15 protein-coding genes and 1 tRNA gene are annotated in these 19,397 nt (G+C 31.3%); 3 read left to right on the top strand and 13 right to left on the bottom strand.

The genetic code is table 11. The features are described 5' to 3' along the window. A partial coding sequence (gene pckA / locus ACI9TV_RS02700; RefSeq protein WP_415249218.1) for a phosphoenolpyruvate carboxykinase (ATP) occupies nt 1–1,211 on the bottom strand: 1,211 nt, incomplete at its 3' end. A 135-nt stretch (nt 1,212–1,346) separates the two neighbouring features. Between pckA and ACI9TV_RS02705 the strand changes: the two genes are divergently transcribed. Further along, a tRNA-Val gene (locus ACI9TV_RS02705) sits at nt 1,347–1,421 on the top strand. A 70-nt stretch (nt 1,422–1,491) separates the two neighbouring features. On the opposite strand, the gene ACI9TV_RS02710 is transcribed toward ACI9TV_RS02705, so the two are convergent. From ACI9TV_RS02710 to ACI9TV_RS02765, 12 genes are all read right to left on the bottom strand, one after another. Further along, on the bottom strand, nt 1,492–1,722 hold the full coding sequence (locus ACI9TV_RS02710; protein WP_415249219.1) for a hypothetical protein: 231 nt from the start codon (nt 1,720–1,722) through the stop codon (nt 1,492–1,494). Nucleotides 1,723–1,926: 204 nt separating this feature from the next. Further along, complete coding sequence (gene dgt / locus ACI9TV_RS02715) at nt 1,927–3,366, bottom strand: dGTPase (RefSeq protein WP_415249220.1); 1,440 nt, start codon at nt 3,364–3,366, stop codon at nt 1,927–1,929. Further along, on the bottom strand, nt 3,359–4,846 hold the full coding sequence (locus ACI9TV_RS02720; RefSeq protein ID WP_415249221.1) for a DUF2779 domain-containing protein: 1,488 nt from the start codon (nt 4,844–4,846) through the stop codon (nt 3,359–3,361). The genes dgt and ACI9TV_RS02720 overlap by 8 nt, the downstream gene beginning before the upstream one ends. Nucleotides 4,847–4,850: 4 nt before the next feature. After that, a complete protein-coding gene (locus tag ACI9TV_RS02725) occupies nt 4,851–5,273 on the bottom strand; it encodes a nucleotidyl transferase AbiEii/AbiGii toxin family protein (RefSeq protein WP_415249222.1) in 423 nt (140 codons plus the stop codon). 76 nt (nt 5,274–5,349) lie between these two features. Beyond that, nucleotides 5,350–5,994 carry a hypothetical protein gene (locus tag ACI9TV_RS02730; protein WP_415249223.1) on the bottom strand — a complete coding sequence of 215 codons (645 nt, stop codon included), beginning with the start codon at nt 5,992–5,994 and terminating at the stop codon, nt 5,350–5,352. A 120-nt stretch (nt 5,995–6,114) separates the two neighbouring features. Then, nucleotides 6,115–6,312 (bottom strand): hypothetical protein, encoded by a 198-nt coding sequence (locus ACI9TV_RS02735; RefSeq protein WP_415249224.1) that lies wholly within the window; start codon nt 6,310–6,312, stop codon nt 6,115–6,117. After that, complete coding sequence (locus ACI9TV_RS02740; RefSeq protein WP_415249225.1) at nt 6,312–6,959, bottom strand: hypothetical protein; 648 nt, start codon at nt 6,957–6,959, stop codon at nt 6,312–6,314. Before ACI9TV_RS02740 ends, ACI9TV_RS02735 begins: the two co-directional genes overlap by 1 nt. Next, the gene (locus tag ACI9TV_RS02745) at nt 6,956–8,755 is read right to left on the bottom strand and encodes an ATP-binding protein (protein WP_415249226.1); all 1,800 of its coding nucleotides are present in this window, start codon (nt 8,753–8,755) and stop codon (nt 6,956–6,958) included. Before ACI9TV_RS02745 ends, ACI9TV_RS02740 begins: the two co-directional genes overlap by 4 nt. 1 nt (nt 8,756) lies before the next feature. After that, nucleotides 8,757–9,986, bottom strand: coding sequence for a hypothetical protein (locus ACI9TV_RS02750; RefSeq protein WP_415249227.1), 1,230 nt, complete (start codon nt 9,984–9,986; stop codon nt 8,757–8,759). 51 nt (nt 9,987–10,037) lie between these two features. Next, the gene (locus tag ACI9TV_RS02755) at nt 10,038–13,616 is read right to left on the bottom strand and encodes an SbcC/MukB-like Walker B domain-containing protein (protein WP_415249228.1); all 3,579 of its coding nucleotides are present in this window, start codon (nt 13,614–13,616) and stop codon (nt 10,038–10,040) included. Then, a complete protein-coding gene (locus tag ACI9TV_RS02760; RefSeq protein ID WP_415249229.1) occupies nt 13,613–14,797 on the bottom strand; it encodes an exonuclease SbcCD subunit D C-terminal domain-containing protein in 1,185 nt (394 codons plus the stop codon). The genes ACI9TV_RS02755 and ACI9TV_RS02760 overlap by 4 nt, the downstream gene beginning before the upstream one ends. 560 nt (nt 14,798–15,357) lie before the next feature. Next, a complete protein-coding gene (locus ACI9TV_RS02765; RefSeq protein ID WP_415249230.1) occupies nt 15,358–17,724 on the bottom strand; it encodes a putative bifunctional diguanylate cyclase/phosphodiesterase in 2,367 nt (788 codons plus the stop codon). A 100-nt stretch (nt 17,725–17,824) separates the two neighbouring features. Here ACI9TV_RS02765 and ACI9TV_RS02770 point away from each other — a divergent pair, with 100 nt between their 5' ends. Both ACI9TV_RS02770 and ACI9TV_RS02775 read left to right on the top strand, forming a co-directional pair. Next, nucleotides 17,825–18,925: a hypothetical protein gene (locus ACI9TV_RS02770; RefSeq protein ID WP_415249231.1), complete on the top strand. Its 1,101-nt coding sequence runs from the start codon at nt 17,825–17,827 to the stop codon at nt 18,923–18,925. Between the two features lies 1 nt (nt 18,926). Then, the gene (locus tag ACI9TV_RS02775) at nt 18,927–19,364 is read left to right on the top strand and encodes a hypothetical protein (RefSeq protein ID WP_415249232.1); all 438 of its coding nucleotides are present in this window, start codon (nt 18,927–18,929) and stop codon (nt 19,362–19,364) included. Nucleotides 19,365–19,397: the final 33 nt, after the last annotated feature.

Below are 19,397 nucleotides of genomic sequence, written 5' to 3' on the forward strand. Positions count from 1 at the left end.
GCATAAACAGTTGGGTGAAGTGGTAAGAAAGCTTCACCAAAACAAGCAGAAAAAGTTGCAACCGGCTCAGTAATTCCACGCTCAGTTCCAGCAACTTTAGCAGTGTAACCACTTAAAAAGTAGTACATAGCTTGTTCTTTTGAAAGTTTAGACACTGGGGGTAAAACACCAAAAGCATCAGCCGTTAAAAAAATGATGTTTTCAGGGTGCCCTGCCATTAAATCATGTTTATGATTTTCAATATGCTCTATCGGGTAAGAAACACGAGTATTTTCCGTTTTAGAACTATCTTCGTAATCTACTTCACCCTCACCATACATTACAACATTTTCTAAAAGAGCATCTGTTCTAATAGCATTATAAATTTCTGGTTCGCTCTTTCCATCAAGGTCAATCACTTTTGCGTAACATCCACCCTCAAAGTTAAACACACCGTAATTATCCCAACCATGTTCATCATCACCGATTAAAGCACGGTGAGGATCAGTAGAAAGTGTAGTTTTACCGGTTCCACTAAGTCCAAAGAAAAGTGCTGTATCGCCTTTTTCTCCAACATTAGCTGAACAATGCATAGCAAGCTTACCTTCAAGTGGTAACCAGTAGTTCATCATTGAAAAAATTCCTTTTTTCATTTCACCACCATACCAAGTACCACCAATAATTGCCATATTCTTTTCAACATCAAAAAGTACGAATACTTCTGAATTTAGACCATGCTCTTTCCATTTGTCATTTACTGCTTTACATGCATTTAAAACAACAAAATCAGTTTTAAACACTTCAAGTTCTGGTTCTGTTGGACGGATAAACATATTTTTTACAAAGTGAGACTGCCAAGCAATTTCAGAAACAAATCTAACAGATCTTTTAGAAGCTACTGATGAGCCACAAAAAACATCTGTTACATATAAATCTTTACTAGACAACTGGTCTTGCGCAACAATAAGAAGTTCTTCAAAAACTTCAGCAGTAACTTTTTTGTTCACATCACCCCAAGCAATGTATTTATTGGACGGATCACGATCTACAAAGTACTTATCTTTAGGAGAACGTCCTGTAAAAATACCAGTATCTACTGCGGTAGCACCTTTATTTGTCTGCTGTACTTCACCATTGTCAAGCTCATGCTTGATCAATTCATCATAACTTAGGTTATGAAAAACCTGACCAACATTTTTAAGTCCTAACTCTTCTAATTCAGTTAAATTCATGATCTACTCTCAAGTATTTTTTTTAATAGCGAAATTATACACTTAATAAACATAAATTAAATATAAAGCTAGACACTATTTAATAAACAATGCAGAAAAATTAGTTTAAGATTTTTTTGATATTATTACACTCTTGCTCGATTAACTCAGTGGTAGAGTGCTTCCATGACATGGAAGTGGTCACAAGTTCAAATCTTGTATCGAGCACCATCCATATCTACCTACACTACGGTCTTTTAAGAATTTTCAATTATTTTTCATCATCTACACTTTTTTCAGACTAACCTAAAAAGTAACCCAAACCATCAAATATGTCTACAGAACGATTTATTTTAAGATGTGATTTTCCTAGGTGCTTACCATAATGTCTAAAAAGCATACTTAGTGAACTATGACCCAAAACTGCCGAAACCTCTTGCAATGTGTACATCCCAGACTTTATAGCCTGAACAGCAAAAGTATGTCTCGTTTGTCTTAAATCTCTCATCTGCACTTTGGATTTTTTAATCAAAGCATACCGTGGACCATTTCTATCAGCGCTACCTCTGATATCCGCTATATCATTTAAGCGTATTCCATTGGAGAAACTAAATAAAAAAGTAGTTCCCTTACTCTTTGCAAATGCAATTTGATCTTCAAAAAACTTTTTTGCCTGAATCTAAAAGCTTTTGCATCATTTCGATTTGAAGGGAGGCTAAACTACTATTTTTCATATCTATATAGCCGATAAAATTTGAAATTCTTTTAAAGAAAAATCATCTGTCATACCACTTATATAGTCAGTTAGTAAGCGTACTCTATAATACCACTCAAGTATTTCATATCGTTCTGTCTCTTCTTTAGCTAATAGTTTTACATCATTTTGATATGCTACTATCTGTTTCTCCGACACCCTTTTAATAAGTCTCATTGATAAAAAACAATCTATTCTTTCATCTTGTAACAATGCACTAAAATCATCTGAACTAAGTTCTATAAGTGGTTTGTAGATGTTCAATAATCCATTTACAATACTATAACCCTGTAACTCTAACTCTTGCACATCCTTGTTTTGATAAATATATTTCACTGAAATATTTTGTAATATTTCAATAGCTTTATAGTACTTACTTTTTTTATCATACTCAAGTAATGCAGAATTAAACTCTCCATTAAATATAGCTTCATGATTATCTATATAGATATCTACAACATGGTAAACCAATGAGGTAACAAGTTGCGCTCGAAAAAGAGTAAAAAACATACTAAATTGGTACGGTGCTTCATTCTTTTTTGCTTTTTCATACTTGTCATCTATGAGTTCAAGTAAATAATCTTCACCCTCTTTTTCACACTCTTTTTTTATCATGATATAGACTTCATCTAAGCTAAGAATTCCTTTCTCAACTGAGTCTTCCAAGTCAGCAGTTAGATATGATATATCATCAGCTGCTTCCATGATGTAAGTTATAGGAAACCTATGTCCTGGTTTTACATCTAAGGTTTTTTGAATTTTCTCTATAAAATCTTTCTCACTGTAATAAAATCCCGGCTTTTTTCTCAAGTAATCTAATTCACCACCTTTAACTTTATCTTCGAAAGCACCCCTAGTATATTTAAGTACCGAGAGTATTTGAGTATACGACAAATTTAGTCTCTGTAGTTTAGTTATAACTCGTATAGCTTGTGCATTACCATCATAGTTACAGATATCTTTTGCAAGCATACCTTTGAGTTCTTTCATTTGTGTGGAAGATGATTCAAAGCCTTCTAGTATCGGTAGTGCATTGTTGTTCATCCACTTATTTATCGTCTGTTCTGCGAAATGTCCAAAGGGAGGATTTCCTATATCATGAAGAAGACTTGTCATTTCAGCCGTTGAGACAAAAGCATTTTCTAACTCATCTAGTTTATACTTTTCAAGCCCTTCCTTTTTCAACTTTGTAAATATTGTTTTAGCAATAAATCTAGCAGTCTGCCCTACTTCCAATGAATGCGTAAGTCTCGTACGTATAGAAGCATTAAGCTCTAACGCAAAAACTTGAGTTCGCTTTTGTAATCTTCTAAATGCAGGAGCTGAGAGTATTCGTCCTCTATCACTTTCAATAGATGCATCTATAAATTTAGAAGGATAAAACTCCCTGTCTAATGTAAACTTTTTACTATAATCAATCATCCACTACCTCTTTTAGTTTTTTAAGAACCTCAACCATAGCCAATGTGTCAAGCTTACAGTACTCAAGTAATGCAGTCCGAGTTTTTTCTTTTTCATCTACACTCATGCTAGAAAGCTTAGGAAAAGCATTCATGGCATCACTACCATTTTGAATGCCATTTAAACTTTTATATGCTTCTGCCATCTCTGGAACTAATGATGGTAATACATACTTAATAGAATAACTACCTTGCATTTGTGGTGTAACATAGTACTTCTTTTGAAATGGAAACATCAAGTCTTTTACATTGTCATTAATGGAGAGAAGATGATTACTAAACTCTGGAAAACTATCAGCTAATTTGGCATTCACACCTTTTTCAAAACTCATGCTATAAGCTAATACTGTAACATCCGTAGGAATATCTTCAACAAGCCTCTTCGCCAATTCATAACGAGGGTCAACTCCATCTTCACCGAGCAACTCCTTATGCTCTATAGTTCCATCAGAGTGTTCTATATGAAGCGAATACTGAAAAGGTATCTGTTGGTATGGGCTAATACCTTTCCACTCAGGAATAGCCTGCTGGAATGTCTCAAAATCAAGATGATAAATAGGATAGTTAAGTGTGTCAAGAAAATCTTTTATCTTATCTTCATCTATAAAAGTTGCTTGATCTTTCCAGTTTTGAACCTTCTGTTTTTGTATAGCCGTCATGGCATAACTCTCAGGAATATCTTCTATATTGACTATTCCTTGTCCATAAAGTTCTATCTGCTTTTTACTTCCAAGATTAAAGATGTTAAAAACTGAGTACTCAGGTATGTTTCTCTGAACTTTCCAACAATACTCCTTTGCATCACACTCATAAGGCTTCTTACAATGACTTCCTATGTCAATATTTGGTTCATTTTCTCTATCGGCTAAATACGTTTCATACTCTTTAAGTTTATTAGGAATATCAACTTGCAAAGCATCAACTTCACCACTAACATCCACAATCTTAAAAAGTTTATTTATATCAAGTTCATCATCTCTAACATATGCATTGTCGATATGCACAACATAACTACTAGTTACCCCATACCCAAGCTGTTTAAGCACATACAACTGTATAGAAACATCATGCAAGTAAATATCTTTAACACTACTTGAACTTTTCACTTCATATATTTCTAATCCATTAGGTGTTATTTTTAAAACATCTACTAAAACAAGGATACCATCATAAAGAAAAGTAGCTTCGTAGATATATTCTATGCCCTCTTCCATCCACTCTTGTGTAGTCTCAACCATACCTTCAAAATCATCAGGATTATAAATAACTTCTCTTCCGTTTGGAAAAAGTTTGCAAGCTAACTCCCCAACGACATTCCCAGTCTCAAACCTTGCCAATGCCGTTGCATCTGGAGGTGTAAGAACTTCTTTTTTGTACTTTTTTAGCCATAGGGCTTTTGGGCATTGGATGGCTTTTGTGTATAGGGATTTAGATAAGTTCATAGATTTATACAACTAAACTATTTAAAAGTTCTATCATTCTTTTTTGTAAAATGGGAAACTCTTCAGGTTCTTCTACTAAACCCATTAGTGGTTCATCATACATCTTACTGTAATTAGCATTTTTAATTTTTTCAATAAAGAGTTCATAGCCGCGCTTATCTTGATATGAAAACTCATATTTTTGAATCAATGTTACTGTTTTTTCGATTGAATACTTAGTACTATTATATTTGTATAGATAAAATAAATCATAGTAGTCTCTTGACTTTGCACGATTATAAAACATCAAAGATTTCATTGCAAAAATAGAGTCTACTGAGCAAATCTCAATATCACCTATTTTAGTGTATTCATCCTTATCAAATATATCTCGCACACCTCTGTTATCTGAACCATCAAAAAATGTGACTTTTACATGATTAATCATCCAATTAATCTAAAGTCATAATCTTTAAATACATAGTGACCTTGTATATCTGGTAGTATTTTCTTTATTTGTGGGGTCATATAATTTTACCAATCGCATATTCTATTTTATCTTCTATAATATATGACTCTGGAAATCTAACTTTCTTAGCAGCTTCTAAAATAATACTTTTACCTACTTTACTTACAATCGAATCTATTCGTTTTTGCGATGCTCCTGTGAGTTGTTTTGAAAGTTTATCTGTATTAATGACAAGTTTTTTTCTATTTTCTATCTTTATAGGGGTAAATCCATAATGAACTTGTTCTAATGCTGTTGCTTTAACATTTTTTGTTCTATCGTCAAAATCAAAATTTTTATTTATAACTGTTTCAATACGCTCAGCACCAAATAACTTTATAAGAGAGTCTGTATTTCTCTGCTGGGGATTACTCATGTAAATACTAATTATTCGATTTATACCTATTCTCTGCTCATTTCCACTAGACCAGAGTAAATCAGTATAAAACCAACTCTTATCAAGCTTAACTGTTTTAGCTTTTTTGTTGAACTTTGGTTCATTATCTATTTTGTTTTTACGAGAGTCGATTGTCTTTACTTCATCTAAATTCATTTTTGATAGAAAAGTATATAATGTATTTCTTTTACTTTTTGTTTTTGACCAATCTGAAACTGTATTGGAAGGAATATCGAGCATATTACTAATTTCTACATCTGTCATAATACTCTCCTTTTTATTAAATTATAACCGAATATCGTTTTATAGTCAATAATTTTATGTATCTAATATTATAGAGGTAGATAGTCCTCTCTCATATATTTTGTAATTTCAACCATACTATTAGTCATCAAAATTATAGATAACTTCTTTTGCATTTAGAAAAAGTTGACAAGCTAACTCCCCAACGACATTACCAGTTTCAAACCTTGCCAATGCTGTTGCATCTGGAGGTGTGGGTACTTCTTTATTGTACTTTTTTAGCCATAGGGCTTTTGGGCATTGGATGGCTTTTGTGTATAGGGATTTAGATAGGTTCATTAATTCACTTGCATTAAAGCATCAGCAAACGATATTTCTAAATCAGGGTTATTAGTCCACGATAAAGTAATATTTCTATCTTTAAGCATATTTATTAAATCAGAAATATCTGATGATTCTGCGTCTATATAAATATATAATTTTCTTAAAGTTTTCTCTCGAGGATTTTTATCATCAGGAAGTCTTACAATACCTTTTAATATTGTTTTGTCTTCTTCTTCAATGATATCACGTTTAAAATCAGTATCTAGTACATTCCATATATCTCTTATAGTTTGAATTCTTTCTGCTCTCTGAAACATATTTGGTATTTGTGAGTTTATTATCTCTAAAAAATCCTCAAAAGCAAAATTTCCATTATTGTGTTCTAGTTGTAATTCTTCAATAAATTTATTTTGTACAAACTCATTAAAGTAAACATCAAATATTCCATTTTTATGACTACCATACATTTTTAATTTGACTAGAAAATTTATATTTCTTAGGAAAATAAATAATGTATCTTTTGAGGTATTATCATCTTCATCAAAAAACATCATAAAAACAAACCTTCCATTTCCATTGTTAACTTGAAAGGCTAATGTTCTTTCATTATCTTCAATTGACTGATTGTAAATATTGCTTAATCCACTAAAGTTGAATTTCATTCTATATCCTTATTTATCGATTTTATAATGTCATCAAATGCCATATTCTTCCAATCATATTTCCACTCAGTATAAAAATCAATATCTTCTGATCTTGGAGTTGGATTAGCATCAAGAACTTTTCCAATTGTAGGAGTAGCTATAGAATCACCTACGATTAAAGCTTCTCTTTTTTCTAGAGAGGATAAAGCATCCCCGTAGCTCACAACTGCCTCAGGCAATAATCTTTTTACATAAGACTGGTCATCAGGGTTATTTAATCTCATTACAACAAAATTATTACATTGCGAAAATACTGTACTAGAAATTTCAGAAGGTCTTTGACTTACAATCATAGATGAGACTCCATATTTTCTTCCTTCCTTTGCTATTCTTTCAACTGCTAAGCGAGTGTTTTTATACCTTGCTTCTGCATTTTTAGGGATATATTTATGAGCTTCTTCATAAACTAACATAAAAGGTGTTTCATTTTTACTATCACCACTTGCATTTTTTGTTGAATAGTAGGCAAAGTCAAAAACTATTCTTGAGACAATTGATACAACAATTGATACAACTTCAAATGGAAGAGAACTCAAATCTACAATTGTAATATTTTTGTTTCCATCTACATATCCTAAAAGTTGTTCAACTAGAATTTTTAAATCGTCAGTTTTATAAACTTCGGTTTCTGTTTTCATGGGATATAGTAAAAAATTTAATCTATCATCATTCAGCTTGGTTTCAAGTCTAGATATAAATCTATTAAATTCACCATTAAATGTACCACTACTAGCTTTAGTCGCTGCAGCAGTTGAAGTTGGTGCAAAAGTAAATATTTCATTAAAGTATCTGTTTTCATCATTAATCAGTTCACCATCACTTAATTTAGGTTTTTGCTCTTGTCCAGCAATTTTGTTAATAACTTCGTTATTTCTATTCGTTATATAATTTTTCACTTCTGTTATACTAAAATAAATAGGGCTGTCGTATGTGACTTGTACATTTGAATTGTGTTTTTTCTTATTCATAATAACAGTATGCTTAAATTGAGACACTTGATTATGTGAATTATTTTCATTACTTTCAATAAACATATCTTCTAGTTCTTCAGAATTCATTAACCAGTAAGGTAGTTTTAAACTATTATGCTCAATTGATAATACATTCGCTTCAGGAAAAGCTTTTTCATATTCTCCATGAATATCAAATATAATGATATGAGTATTATTCAGTTGTTGACTCTCTTTTAATTTTTTTGCTTCTTGAATAATTTTAGCAACTGTACATGATTTTCCTGAGCCAGTAGAACCAACAACTGCGATATGCTTAGAAAAAAATTTATCGCCATCTATTTCTATTTTTATATCAGGATTAACTAAGTGTTCAGAAAAAACCAATCTAGCCTCTTCATCTACAGAAAAGATGTTTTTTATCTCTTCATCGCTTGCGATTGATACACCATTAGGGGGTATACTTATATTTTTAATTCCTTTAATAAATTTAAATGATTCATCTAGTTGTTTCTCTAGTTGCCCTATAGGCTGTGTATTTATTATAAATGTTCCTAGGTACTGGTCTTCTTCGGTAGCTTCACCATTATCTTCATGTTTAGGCTTCATTTTAAAGCTCTGAACTAAAACTAGAATGTTTTTTTCATTCCCATCTTCTATTTTTAGGAATGAACCAATTTTTATATCACTATCAGTATTCTCTTCTTTCCATTGTTTAAAATCCACTATTTCTATTTGTACTAAGTGTGGCTCAAAACTTACTACCCTTAACTGATTTGATTTATCTTGCTCTTCTTCTGCCATACTATTCTCCTATGATTTCTGTTATTTGTGTGTTTGTTAAATTATTCAAATAAAACTGTTTTTCTGTTATATAACTTAATGATGATTCACTTTCATCAAGGATAAACAATCCTATATTGGAATAACTCATTTGATCAAAATTAGCTATAAATACGTCCTGATGTAAAAGTTTAAAATTAAAACTAAGTTTATTGAATTTATTACCAGCATTGTTTTTGCTACTTAGTAGTTTTTCATTAAAAATATTTATATTAAATGCATAATCTTCAAATCCATCATTTATTTTTATATTTTCATCTATAGATAAAGTATACAAATAAATACTTTTTTTGAGTTCTGTATAATCCGCCAAAGAACAATTAATTATAAATGTTATTGGTTTGAAGTCTGACTTATTGTTGTGATAGCAAAATTTCTTGGATAATTCGATTATCAGTTGCGTTAAGTCTTCTCTCTTTTTATTATTACATTGAACAATATAATTTGAAGTATTTTTTTTTATACTTAATGAAGCTTTTTGTTTTTTATAAAGAGTTTTTAATTTATTAAATCCTTTTGTTCTAAAAATAAATGATGAAAATACTATTTTCTCATAAGTTTTTAGTTTATCTACAAATTGTCTTTTTGTTATTCCTCTTTCCCCATCTTGTTTAATAGCTAAATCATTAATAATTTTAATAGCATTTGATAAATATAAAATTTTAGACTCTTCATTTGTAACTCCAAAATTAGTTTGAAAAGTTTCAGCTAGTTCAATCTCTAATTCATTATATTTTTTTGTTAATTCCCATGAAAAATTTTCTACAAATATGTTAATTAAATTACTTAAGGAGTCAACTTCTTCTTTCGTGATTTCGGTTTCTGTCACTGATAAAATTTTTCTAGATTCTTTTATCTTTAATATCTCAGTAATTTTCTCAACAGTTTTATCAGGTAAATTTTCATCATTTAGGTAAATAAATAATTTATAATTAATTACCTCTTGTTGATTATCTTTGAAATATTTAAACATTAAAGATATTGGTTTAGCAACTTTTGAATTGGTAAATGATTGATCTTCATGATATTTATATTGGATTAAATCTTTTTCACTGTCTTTTTCTATATCAAAATCTTCGATTCCTTCAACAGTACATTGATCATCAGAATCACTTTCTAGTATATCTTTTATTGTATGTAAAAATTGATAGTTATAACCTTTTATAGATGCTTCAGCACTTCTGTCACTCATTTGTACTCTCCCTTATTTATATTTTATGTTTACCTGACATTTTAAAAATATCTATCCAACCTCAACAAAACTTGTCCCATCCCCATTCTTAACAACCTTTATCTGTAAAGGTATCCGCTCTTTTAAAGCCTCCACATGTGAGATAACACCGACCATTTTTCCACCACTTTGAAGAAGGTTTAAAGCATTTAATGCAGTTTCTAAACTCTCTTCATCCAACGTTCCGAAACCCTCGTCTAGAAAGAGTGAGTCGATGGCTATTTTTTGGCTTGCAAGTTCTGAGAGACCAAGAGCGAGTGCGAGGCTTACTATGAAACTTTCTCCACCAGATAACGTGCTTACAGGACGAACTACATTTCCTTGATAAGCGTCGATTACCTCAAGTTCTAAGAGTTTGTCTGGGCTTCTTGCCAAGGTATAACGAGAACTTAAATTATTTAAGTGTTGATTTGCTAAGCTTATGAGTTGATCTAATGTTATGCCTTGTGCAAACTTTTTGAACTTTGTTCCATCTGCCGAGCCTACAAGCTCATTGAGTTTTACCCAGACTTTAAAAGCTTCTTTTTTTACCTCAAGTGATGCAATTCTTCCTTTATGTTTGTCACTGTTTTCTTTGTTTAGTTCTAACTCTTTTTTATCACTACCTATGCTCTCTTGAAGAGCGTTCGTTTTTTGCTCTAGTAGCGATTGCATGATTTTCAACTCTGCACTCTGTCTATCGCTAACAGGCTCTTTTTGATGCTCTAGTAGTTTTTGAGTGCTTTGAGTATTTAAGGTTTGAGTTTGCGTATACTTGTCTTCTACAGCTTTACAAAGAGCGACTAGTTTTTCTCTTTCTTCATTGCTTACTAACGCGCTTTGTAACTCTTGCTCATTTTTAAAGTCATTCTCTTTATACAACTCTTCTAGTTTAGAAGTCAGTTGCTTGAGCTTATGTTCATCCTCTAATATTTTTGTATCTAGAGTTTTCTTGTAAGTAGAACGCTCTTCATTTTTTGTTATGAGTTCATTAAGTTTCTCTTTTGAGAGTTGTTCTTTATTTTGCGTAGTTTCATACTTGCTTGTGACTTCTTTTTCATGAGCATCTAAATCAGCTACATTAAGTATCTCTATACGCTTAGCAGTAAGTTCTATCATGCTTGATTCGAGCTCTTTTAGATTCTTAGTATCTGTTTCAATTTCTGTAGTTGTTGAAGCTACTTGAGTTTGACTCTCTTTTTTATCAAGCTCACATTTATTTTGCTCTAATTCTAAGACTTTTAAAGCTTCTAGGGTTTGAGAATATATCTCTTTTCTATTTACAAGTTCTAGATACTGAGTATCTATTTTTTCTACATCCAGTTCTAAGTCAAACTCTTTGAAGTGTGCTTTTAAACTCTGTATATATTCTTTAATATTTGATTGCTTAGACTTGATATTTGAAGCTATATGCTCTTTTTCAACAGTATTCTTTTGTATTGTACTATGTAGCTCACTACATGATTTTTCTTCTACTTGAAGTACTTCTCTAGCCTTATCTCTTTGTTTAAGTAGTTCATCTTTTTTTGCGCGACGAAGCTTTAGCTCATGAAGCTGTTTATGAAGAGCTTCTTCTTTCTCTTTGAGATTTAGCTCACTCTCATCTGTCACTTCAAATGAGTATTGCTTAAATGTATTTTGTAGCGTTTGTATCTCTTGCTCTAACTTTTGAAGCTCTAGTTTTGATGTTTCTATTTTTGTTTGTGTACTTACTAAACGTGACTCTAGCTCTTTTGATGCATTTTCTTTTTCTTGTAATGCCTGAATCTGACTAGTTATCATTGCTTGGGTTTCATCTATATGAACTTCATTTAAGCCATTTGCATAAGGATGATCTGTAGAACCACATAAAGAACATGCTTCACCATTAAGAAGATTATTTCTATCGTCTTCATATTTTTTCAGCAGTTGTTCTTTCTCTTTTTTATCTCTAAGAGTCTCAATATGTTTCTTTATACCCTCTATATGTTCTTGCAATGCTTGGTGTGTTTGAAGAAGAGATTTTTCTTCAAGCCCGTTCTTTTCTTTTTCTTTTTGTTCGTCATCTCTTTTTTTAACAACTAAAGTATAACTATCTAATGCTCTAAGTAATGCTTGTGAATCTTCTAAACTTTTTTGAATACTCTCTTGTGTCTTTAAGTCATTTGAACTGTTTTCATCAAGCTTTTGATACGCAAGTTCTTTTTCTGTAAAAATTACAGATAGCTTGTTTACTTCTTCTTTAATAAGCTTATATTTTGTCTGTTCTTCAAGAAGTCCAGTATCTAATAATTTGAGCTTTTTTTGATTTGCTACAAGACTTTTTTCTTCTTCCTTGTAGTGTGCAATGTTTTGTTCAATAATTCCAATAGTTGATGCTAATTTTTCATCTTTAGCATTATTTTGAAAATAAGATGTTTTAGTCTCTATTTGCTTTTTTCTAGACTCAAATTTTTCAATAAGAGAGTTTAGTGACTTAGTAGTTTCTATTAAATTTTCTTGTTTACTTTTTAGTAAAACTTGTGTTTTAACAGTAGTTTGCTCAGTTTGTTTCTCTTGTGTTTGAATCTCACGAGCAAGTTTTAGCTTTTGCTTTTGTATTTCAAAGGCTGTACTTTCATTTTCAAACTCTTTTTTTACAAGAGAGTACTCTTCATTTTCTTTCTTTATATCTTCGTTTAAAGCCTCAATCTCTTTACTAAGCTTAGTTAAGGTGGTTCTATCTGTTGTAATACTATGGTGAAGTTGCGTATGAGATGTAAAAGTGGAAGAGACGTTTAATGCTCTATTTGCTAAAGACAACTTTGCAAAAGAATTTTTATGTTCCTTTTTTACTTTAGTAGCTTCTATAAATTCTTGTTCATACTTTTTAACTTCCAAAATGAGTTCTGAAAGTCTTTGAACCCAATGCAATGCACTGTTGAGCTCTTTGAGTTCTTCGTCAGTCTTTTTCTTTTGGGCAATATTATGTTCAAGATTATTTTCTTTCTCTTGGACCAGTTCTTCACCTAGAAGTTCTATGGATTCTAAAATTTTCAAGTCAGAATCCATATCTTGTTGTAAATCACGATGTTTATCAAATATAGCTATTGAAATTTCTGCATATATCTGTGTTCCCGTTATCTTTTCAAGTAATGCCGAACGCTCTTTTTCATCTGCCTTTAAAAAGGCATCAAATCCACCTTGAGCAAGCATCATAGACTGTGAAAAGCGTCCAAAGTCTAAACCTGACAATTCTTCTATCTTTTTTGGAACGTCACGTGATTTTAAAGCTAAGGGTTTAGCATCAGCTAAATCGCTAAGCTCCATTTTTGCAGTTTGAAACTTTCCATCATGTTTATTTCGTGCTCTTTTTTGAGTCCATGATGAGCGATACCTTTTACCCTTAATCTCAAACTCAACTTCACAGTAAGATTCGCCACAATGTCGTGACATTAAGTCATTTGGATTTTTAAGTCTTGCGGTACGACCATAAAGGGCACAAGATATAATATCCAGTATGGTACTTTTTCCTGAACCAGTTGGTCCCGTAATTGAAAATAGTGCATTATCTTTGGTAAGTTCTTCAAAGTTTATCTCGGTCGTACCTTTGAGAGAATTAACATTAAGTGCTTTTATGGATAGTATTTTCATGAGTTTTGAACCTCATTTACAATAGTATTAAAATTACTGATTAACTCTTTTGTAAAAGTTTCATCTTCCAACTTTTCTTGTTCTAAGCGACGACCAAACACTTCAAGTGGATTTAATTCATCTAAACTGAGCACATCAAAATCTCCTGCATAAAGAGCTTGCTCAATTCTATCTATCTTTACCGCTAAAAGTATAAGTTCTAATTTTTCTGCTTTTTCTCTCACTGTTTGATTCGCATGAACAGGATTTTCATCACTCAAGTGTACTTCTATCCATGTGGCTTTATTTTTCACTGCCTCAAAAGCTTTTATGACAGTTCCAACATCCCCTCGAACGACTAAAAGAGGTCTATAAAGAGGTATATCTAGCTCTTTAACTATTGGCTTTTTTTTATCAAACTCTATAATATTTACTTTTTTCTTTGAATTTGACTCGCTGAAACTAAGGGGGATTGGTGAACCACTATAACGAATATGATTTTTCCCTACAACTTGATTCGTATGAAGATGACCTAAAGCTACATAGTCAAAATCTTTTGCAAAAAAATCACTATCTATATCTAAAGTACCACCCATATATATTTCACGTTCAGATTCACTTGTTTTACTTCCTACAGTTGTAAGATGACCAGTCGCAATAATTGGTACATCATTTTCTTTACAAAGAGCTAGAGCTTCTTTGTAGACATTGTTATAATGTTCTTTAATCCCATTAGATAATGAGGTCTCTTTTTCATTCATAGTTTCGCCACTCATAGACTGACGTACTACATAAGGATGTAAGAAGGGTACAGCACAGATAATCCCTTCTAGCTCTTCATTATGATAGATACCTACAAGCTCATTCTCATTTTCGTCTCCAGATGCAATTACGTGAATATTCAAAGCTTTTAAAAGTTGCTTTGGAGCTTTGAGTGTAGCAATAGAGTCGTGATTACCTGCTGTTATAATTATATTTTGACAAACTGGGCTTAACTTTGTTAAAAAGTTATAATAAAGTTCAAGAGCATAATTAGAAGGTGTACCTGTATCAAAGATATCTCCTGCAACAATAAGCACATTGATATTTTCATTTTCAATTGTTTCAAGAAGCCAAGTTAAAAAGGCCTGATGTTCTACTTCACGACTTTTTCCCATGAAACTTTGACCTAGGTGCCAATCAGAAGTATGAAGTATTCTCATTAATCTCTTTTAAGAATATAGTATCATATAAATTATTAATTAATAACAATTAAAGCTATTTAATCAAATATTTTAGTATAAACAAGTATTTTCAGTGAAAAAAAGTAACCCAAAATGTAACCCTATATCGTCTATTATCTACTAAAAGTGGGTGGCTTAACATCCAAAACCCCTATAATAGGGGGTTTGTTTTACTATGACATGGAAGTGGTCACTAGTTCGAATCAGTATCGAGCACCATGCATAACCTTACTATTGGGATTTAATAGGACTTTTACTATTTACCTTAACAAAAATTACTTCTACTAAATGATTAGATCACCTTTCAATGGAACCTATTTCTTTTTTACCTGTTAGCTATTTAAAGTTTTGAGAATTACCGTGGAGAGCATCATGACTAAGGGTTGCTTCCTAATAATCATCAATATCTGGCTTTTTAGTATACCCCGTACATACATATTACTTATCCCCAAAGTACCTTTAGCAACTGCATAGCCATATGTAACTATTAACTCATTAAATATACTGTTTGGAGTGTACATGTACTGTGAATAAAAGTTTTAATTGTTTTTTAAAAAATTCCTCATATCATATGCAGATAATGGTTTTGAGTATAGGTAACCTTGAATATTATCACATCCATTTTCTACTAAAAAGTCTCGTTGAATCTCTGTTTCAACACCTTCAGCAATAATATCAAGACCTAAACCTTTAGCAAGTAAAATGATTGTTTTAGATATTTCTACATCGTCTATATCCTCTGGAACATCATCAATGAAAGATTTATCAATTTTAAGTTTATTAATTGGCATATGCTTCAAATAAGAGAGAGATGAATAACCAGTACCAAAGTCATCAATGGCAATATTAATCCCAAGCTTATTAAGCTTATTAAGTTTTTCTATTGAACTCTTATACTTGTTCATGATTTGGCCTTCTGTGATTTCAAGTTCTATCCATTGAGGCTTACACCCGGTCTCTAGTAGTAATTCCATTATTTCTTCAACAAAATCATCTTCTTCTAGCAATTTCATCGATAGATTAAGAGATATTACAAATGTATCATAACCCTCTGAATGTAATAATACTGATTCTTGTAAGGCTGACTTTATAACGAATTTATCAATTAAGTTTATGACTCCAATATCTTCAGCTAATGGTAAAAATTCAGCAGGAGAAACAAGAGTTTGATCAGATTTTCTCCAACGCACAAGTGCCTCTGCTCCAGTGATTTTATTCAATTTACAATTATACTGAGGTTGGTAAAATACAACAAATTCTTCACTCTTTAATGCTAAATGTATATCTTTTTCCAACTTAGTACGAGTCAAACTTATCTGTGTTAAGTCTGAAGAGTAAAACTGATAAGTAGCTCTTCCTAATGCTTTGGCCTTATACATCGCAGTATCAGCATACATAATAAGGTCATCTTTATTATCTGCATCTTGAGGGAATAGACTTATCCCTACACTACATCCAACATTAAACTTATTTCCCTTAATAGGTATGTCTTGTTTAACAGTTTCTATTATTGTACTTGCTATAGTGTCTATATATTTAGTGTCTTTTATCTCTTCTAAAATAATTGTAAATTCATCACCACCCAATCTAGCGACAGTATCATTTTCTCTTAAAGTTGATTTTAATCTCCTTGCAGTAACTTTTAATATCTCATCTCCATAATCATGCCCATAAGAGTCATTAATATGTTTGAATTGGTCTAAATCAATAAAGAATAGTGCAATTGAGGTAGAATGACGTTTTGCTCGAATAATTGAAAGATCTAAACGCTCTTGAAAAAGTATACGGTTTGGAATTTGTGTTAAAGCATCATAATGAGCCAAGTTTTGTAAGAGCTTGTTTTTACTGTTAAGTTCATTATTTCTTTTCTCAATCGTGCTTGACATATCGTTTAAGATAGTACTTAGCTCCTCAAATTCTCGAATACTATTTTTAGCATGTACTCGTTCACCGTAGTTGCCTTCTTTTAAATTTTTAGCAAAATGCAATAATTTTTTTATTGAGTTTGATATATTTACTGAAACCAATATAATGAGTAAAAACACTAAAAAAGTAATGAAAATACCTAAATTAATGCTATTTTTGAGTGTTTTATGTACCTTGTTATTTATTACATCCAAGGGTATAGATGTAACTATTTTCCATCCAAAGGCTTCATTTTCCCCAAATGCAAACACAGTATCATATGCTGAGATAACTTTGTCATTATCAAAGTCTGTATACTCATATATTTTTGTTGTATCATCAAATATACTAATTTTATGGTAAAAATCTTTTGCTTGTTGTGTACCATTGGTAGAAAAAACAAGCTTGTCTTTTTTCGATAATATAAAAATAGACTTATCTCCAAGTATTTCATCTTCAAAGCTTGATAAGAGAAGTTCTATATTTTGAAAATTCATCTCCATTATTATATAGAAAGGCTTCAATGTCTCTGTCTTATGAAATAAATAAACACTTACTTCATCTCCATTTAATGATTCATAAACATATACATCTTTCATTTTTTGGAAATATTGATTGTCAATAGCATCTAAAACTTTTAATTTATTAGTATTTCGAGATGTCGAAAAAATAATCTCAGAAGAGTCGTTAATTAAGGTTATTGAGGATACGTTTGAATGCATTTCTTCAAAATTATCAAAATGACTTTCAACCTGTGCCATATTATCAATATTTAACCAAGCAATCGTATTGTAAGACATACTTTTCAAGTCTTTTATAGTGTACGCAATTGATTGATTAACTAATAATGTCACTAAGTCTGTTTTCTGCTTTAATTCTTTAGCATATGTTGATTTGAGTGTTTGTGAACTTTGAGTAAAAGTAACATATTGGTATATAACCATCGGCAATACAGAGAGTAGAATACCGGCAAAAAACAATTTAAATTTAAAAGAATTCATACTACTCCCATATATTTATTTTAATTTTAATTTTAACATATTAATAGTGCTCTTTAGCTTTTCTATGCTAACATATAAATAATCCAAATTAAGGAATAGAATGAAAACTATATTAACTAGCCTCTTTCTCCTCTCTCTGTCATATATAAACTTACATGCTGATTGGACCGATAAAATTACTGTTAATGGTTATTTTAATGTTGAGTTTGAAGATAAAGTTGCAGGCGACTATAGTGGTCGTTTTCTTGATGAGCATGCATCATTTGACTCTGATATGCTTGATTTAGTATTTAATATTCAAGCGACTGATAAGGTAAGAATTGCGATTGACTTTTCATGGGAACATGGAAGCCAAAGTGAGTTAGATAAAGGTAATGTTGGTTATGAGTATGCTTTTGCTGAATACACATTTAGTGATGCAGTCAAAATCCGTGCAGGAAAGATGTTTACTCCCTTTGGAATTTACAATGAGATTCATACGGCAAAGCCATCTATTATCATATTAAAAGAGCCTAACCCTACAAATAAGATGTACTTCATCTCCAAAGATAAATACGAACAGACAACATTGTATCCAAGATGGTCGACAGGTGTTGCTGTGTTAGGAAATACAGAGATTAGTGAAATTCCTATTGACTATGTACTTCAAATTTCAAATGGTGATCTTTCTTATGGAGTTGAGGGTAATGAGTTCGATAAAGATGATAATGACCACAAAGCAATTACGGCAAGAGTGAGAGCATCATTAACAAGTGAACTAGAAGTAGGAGCTTCAGTTCATTACGATGTAATGGAAAATTATAATTCTAATGATGACTCTGTAGGTCAAATGATTATCAACTCACAAGGTCTTCAGATGATCTGGTACCCTAGTGATAATTTTAGACTTGAGGCAGAATTTATAACAGGTACTCTTAATGTCCAAGGTGTTACATCCTTTAGAAGAACAGGTTTTAGTATTGTACCAAGCTATTATATTACACAAGATATAAACCTCTATTTACTTTTAGGTGCAGCTGATCCTAATCATAACAAGAAGAAAGATGGTGCTACAAATATAGCTCTAGGTGCCAACTTTGAAGTTGCAAGTAATGTTTTTATAAAAGCGGATCTCTTTAATGTACAATCTCAAGAAAATAATACACTCTATAAAGGTGATTCGTACACTGAATTTAGAGCTGCTTTGTCGATAGGATTTTAAGATGAAAAATATTATTATGAAACTCATTAAAATTACTTTTATTATTAATCTCATTTCTATTTCTGCCTATGCGAATGAAAATGTCATTGGAGTGAGTGCAGATATTGAGATAACTAAACTAACAAAAAATGAATTAAAAAATATATTTTTAGGTAGAAAAACCTTATGGGATAATGGAGAACCTATCCGAGTCGGCATTAGTCTACAAAATCCAGAAAAATTAAATAAATTTTTAACTAATAATATAGGACAAACTCAACGTCGATTTAAAAAGTATTGGTTAAAAAAAGTATTTGCAGGTTATGGCATAGCGCCAAAAATTTTTAAAGACGATAAAAAAGCCTTAGAGTTTATTGGGAAGCATGAAAATTCAATTATTTACATATCTGCAGAAGATATGCTAACTCTTAAGGAAGTTAAAACAATAAGTATAGAATGAGTAGAGACAATCTACATTTTAAAGTTAACACAG

The sequence above is a fragment of the Sulfurimonas sp. genome (assembly GCF_047622445.1).
Classification (GTDB): Bacteria; Campylobacterota; Campylobacteria; order Campylobacterales; family Sulfurimonadaceae; genus Sulfurimonas.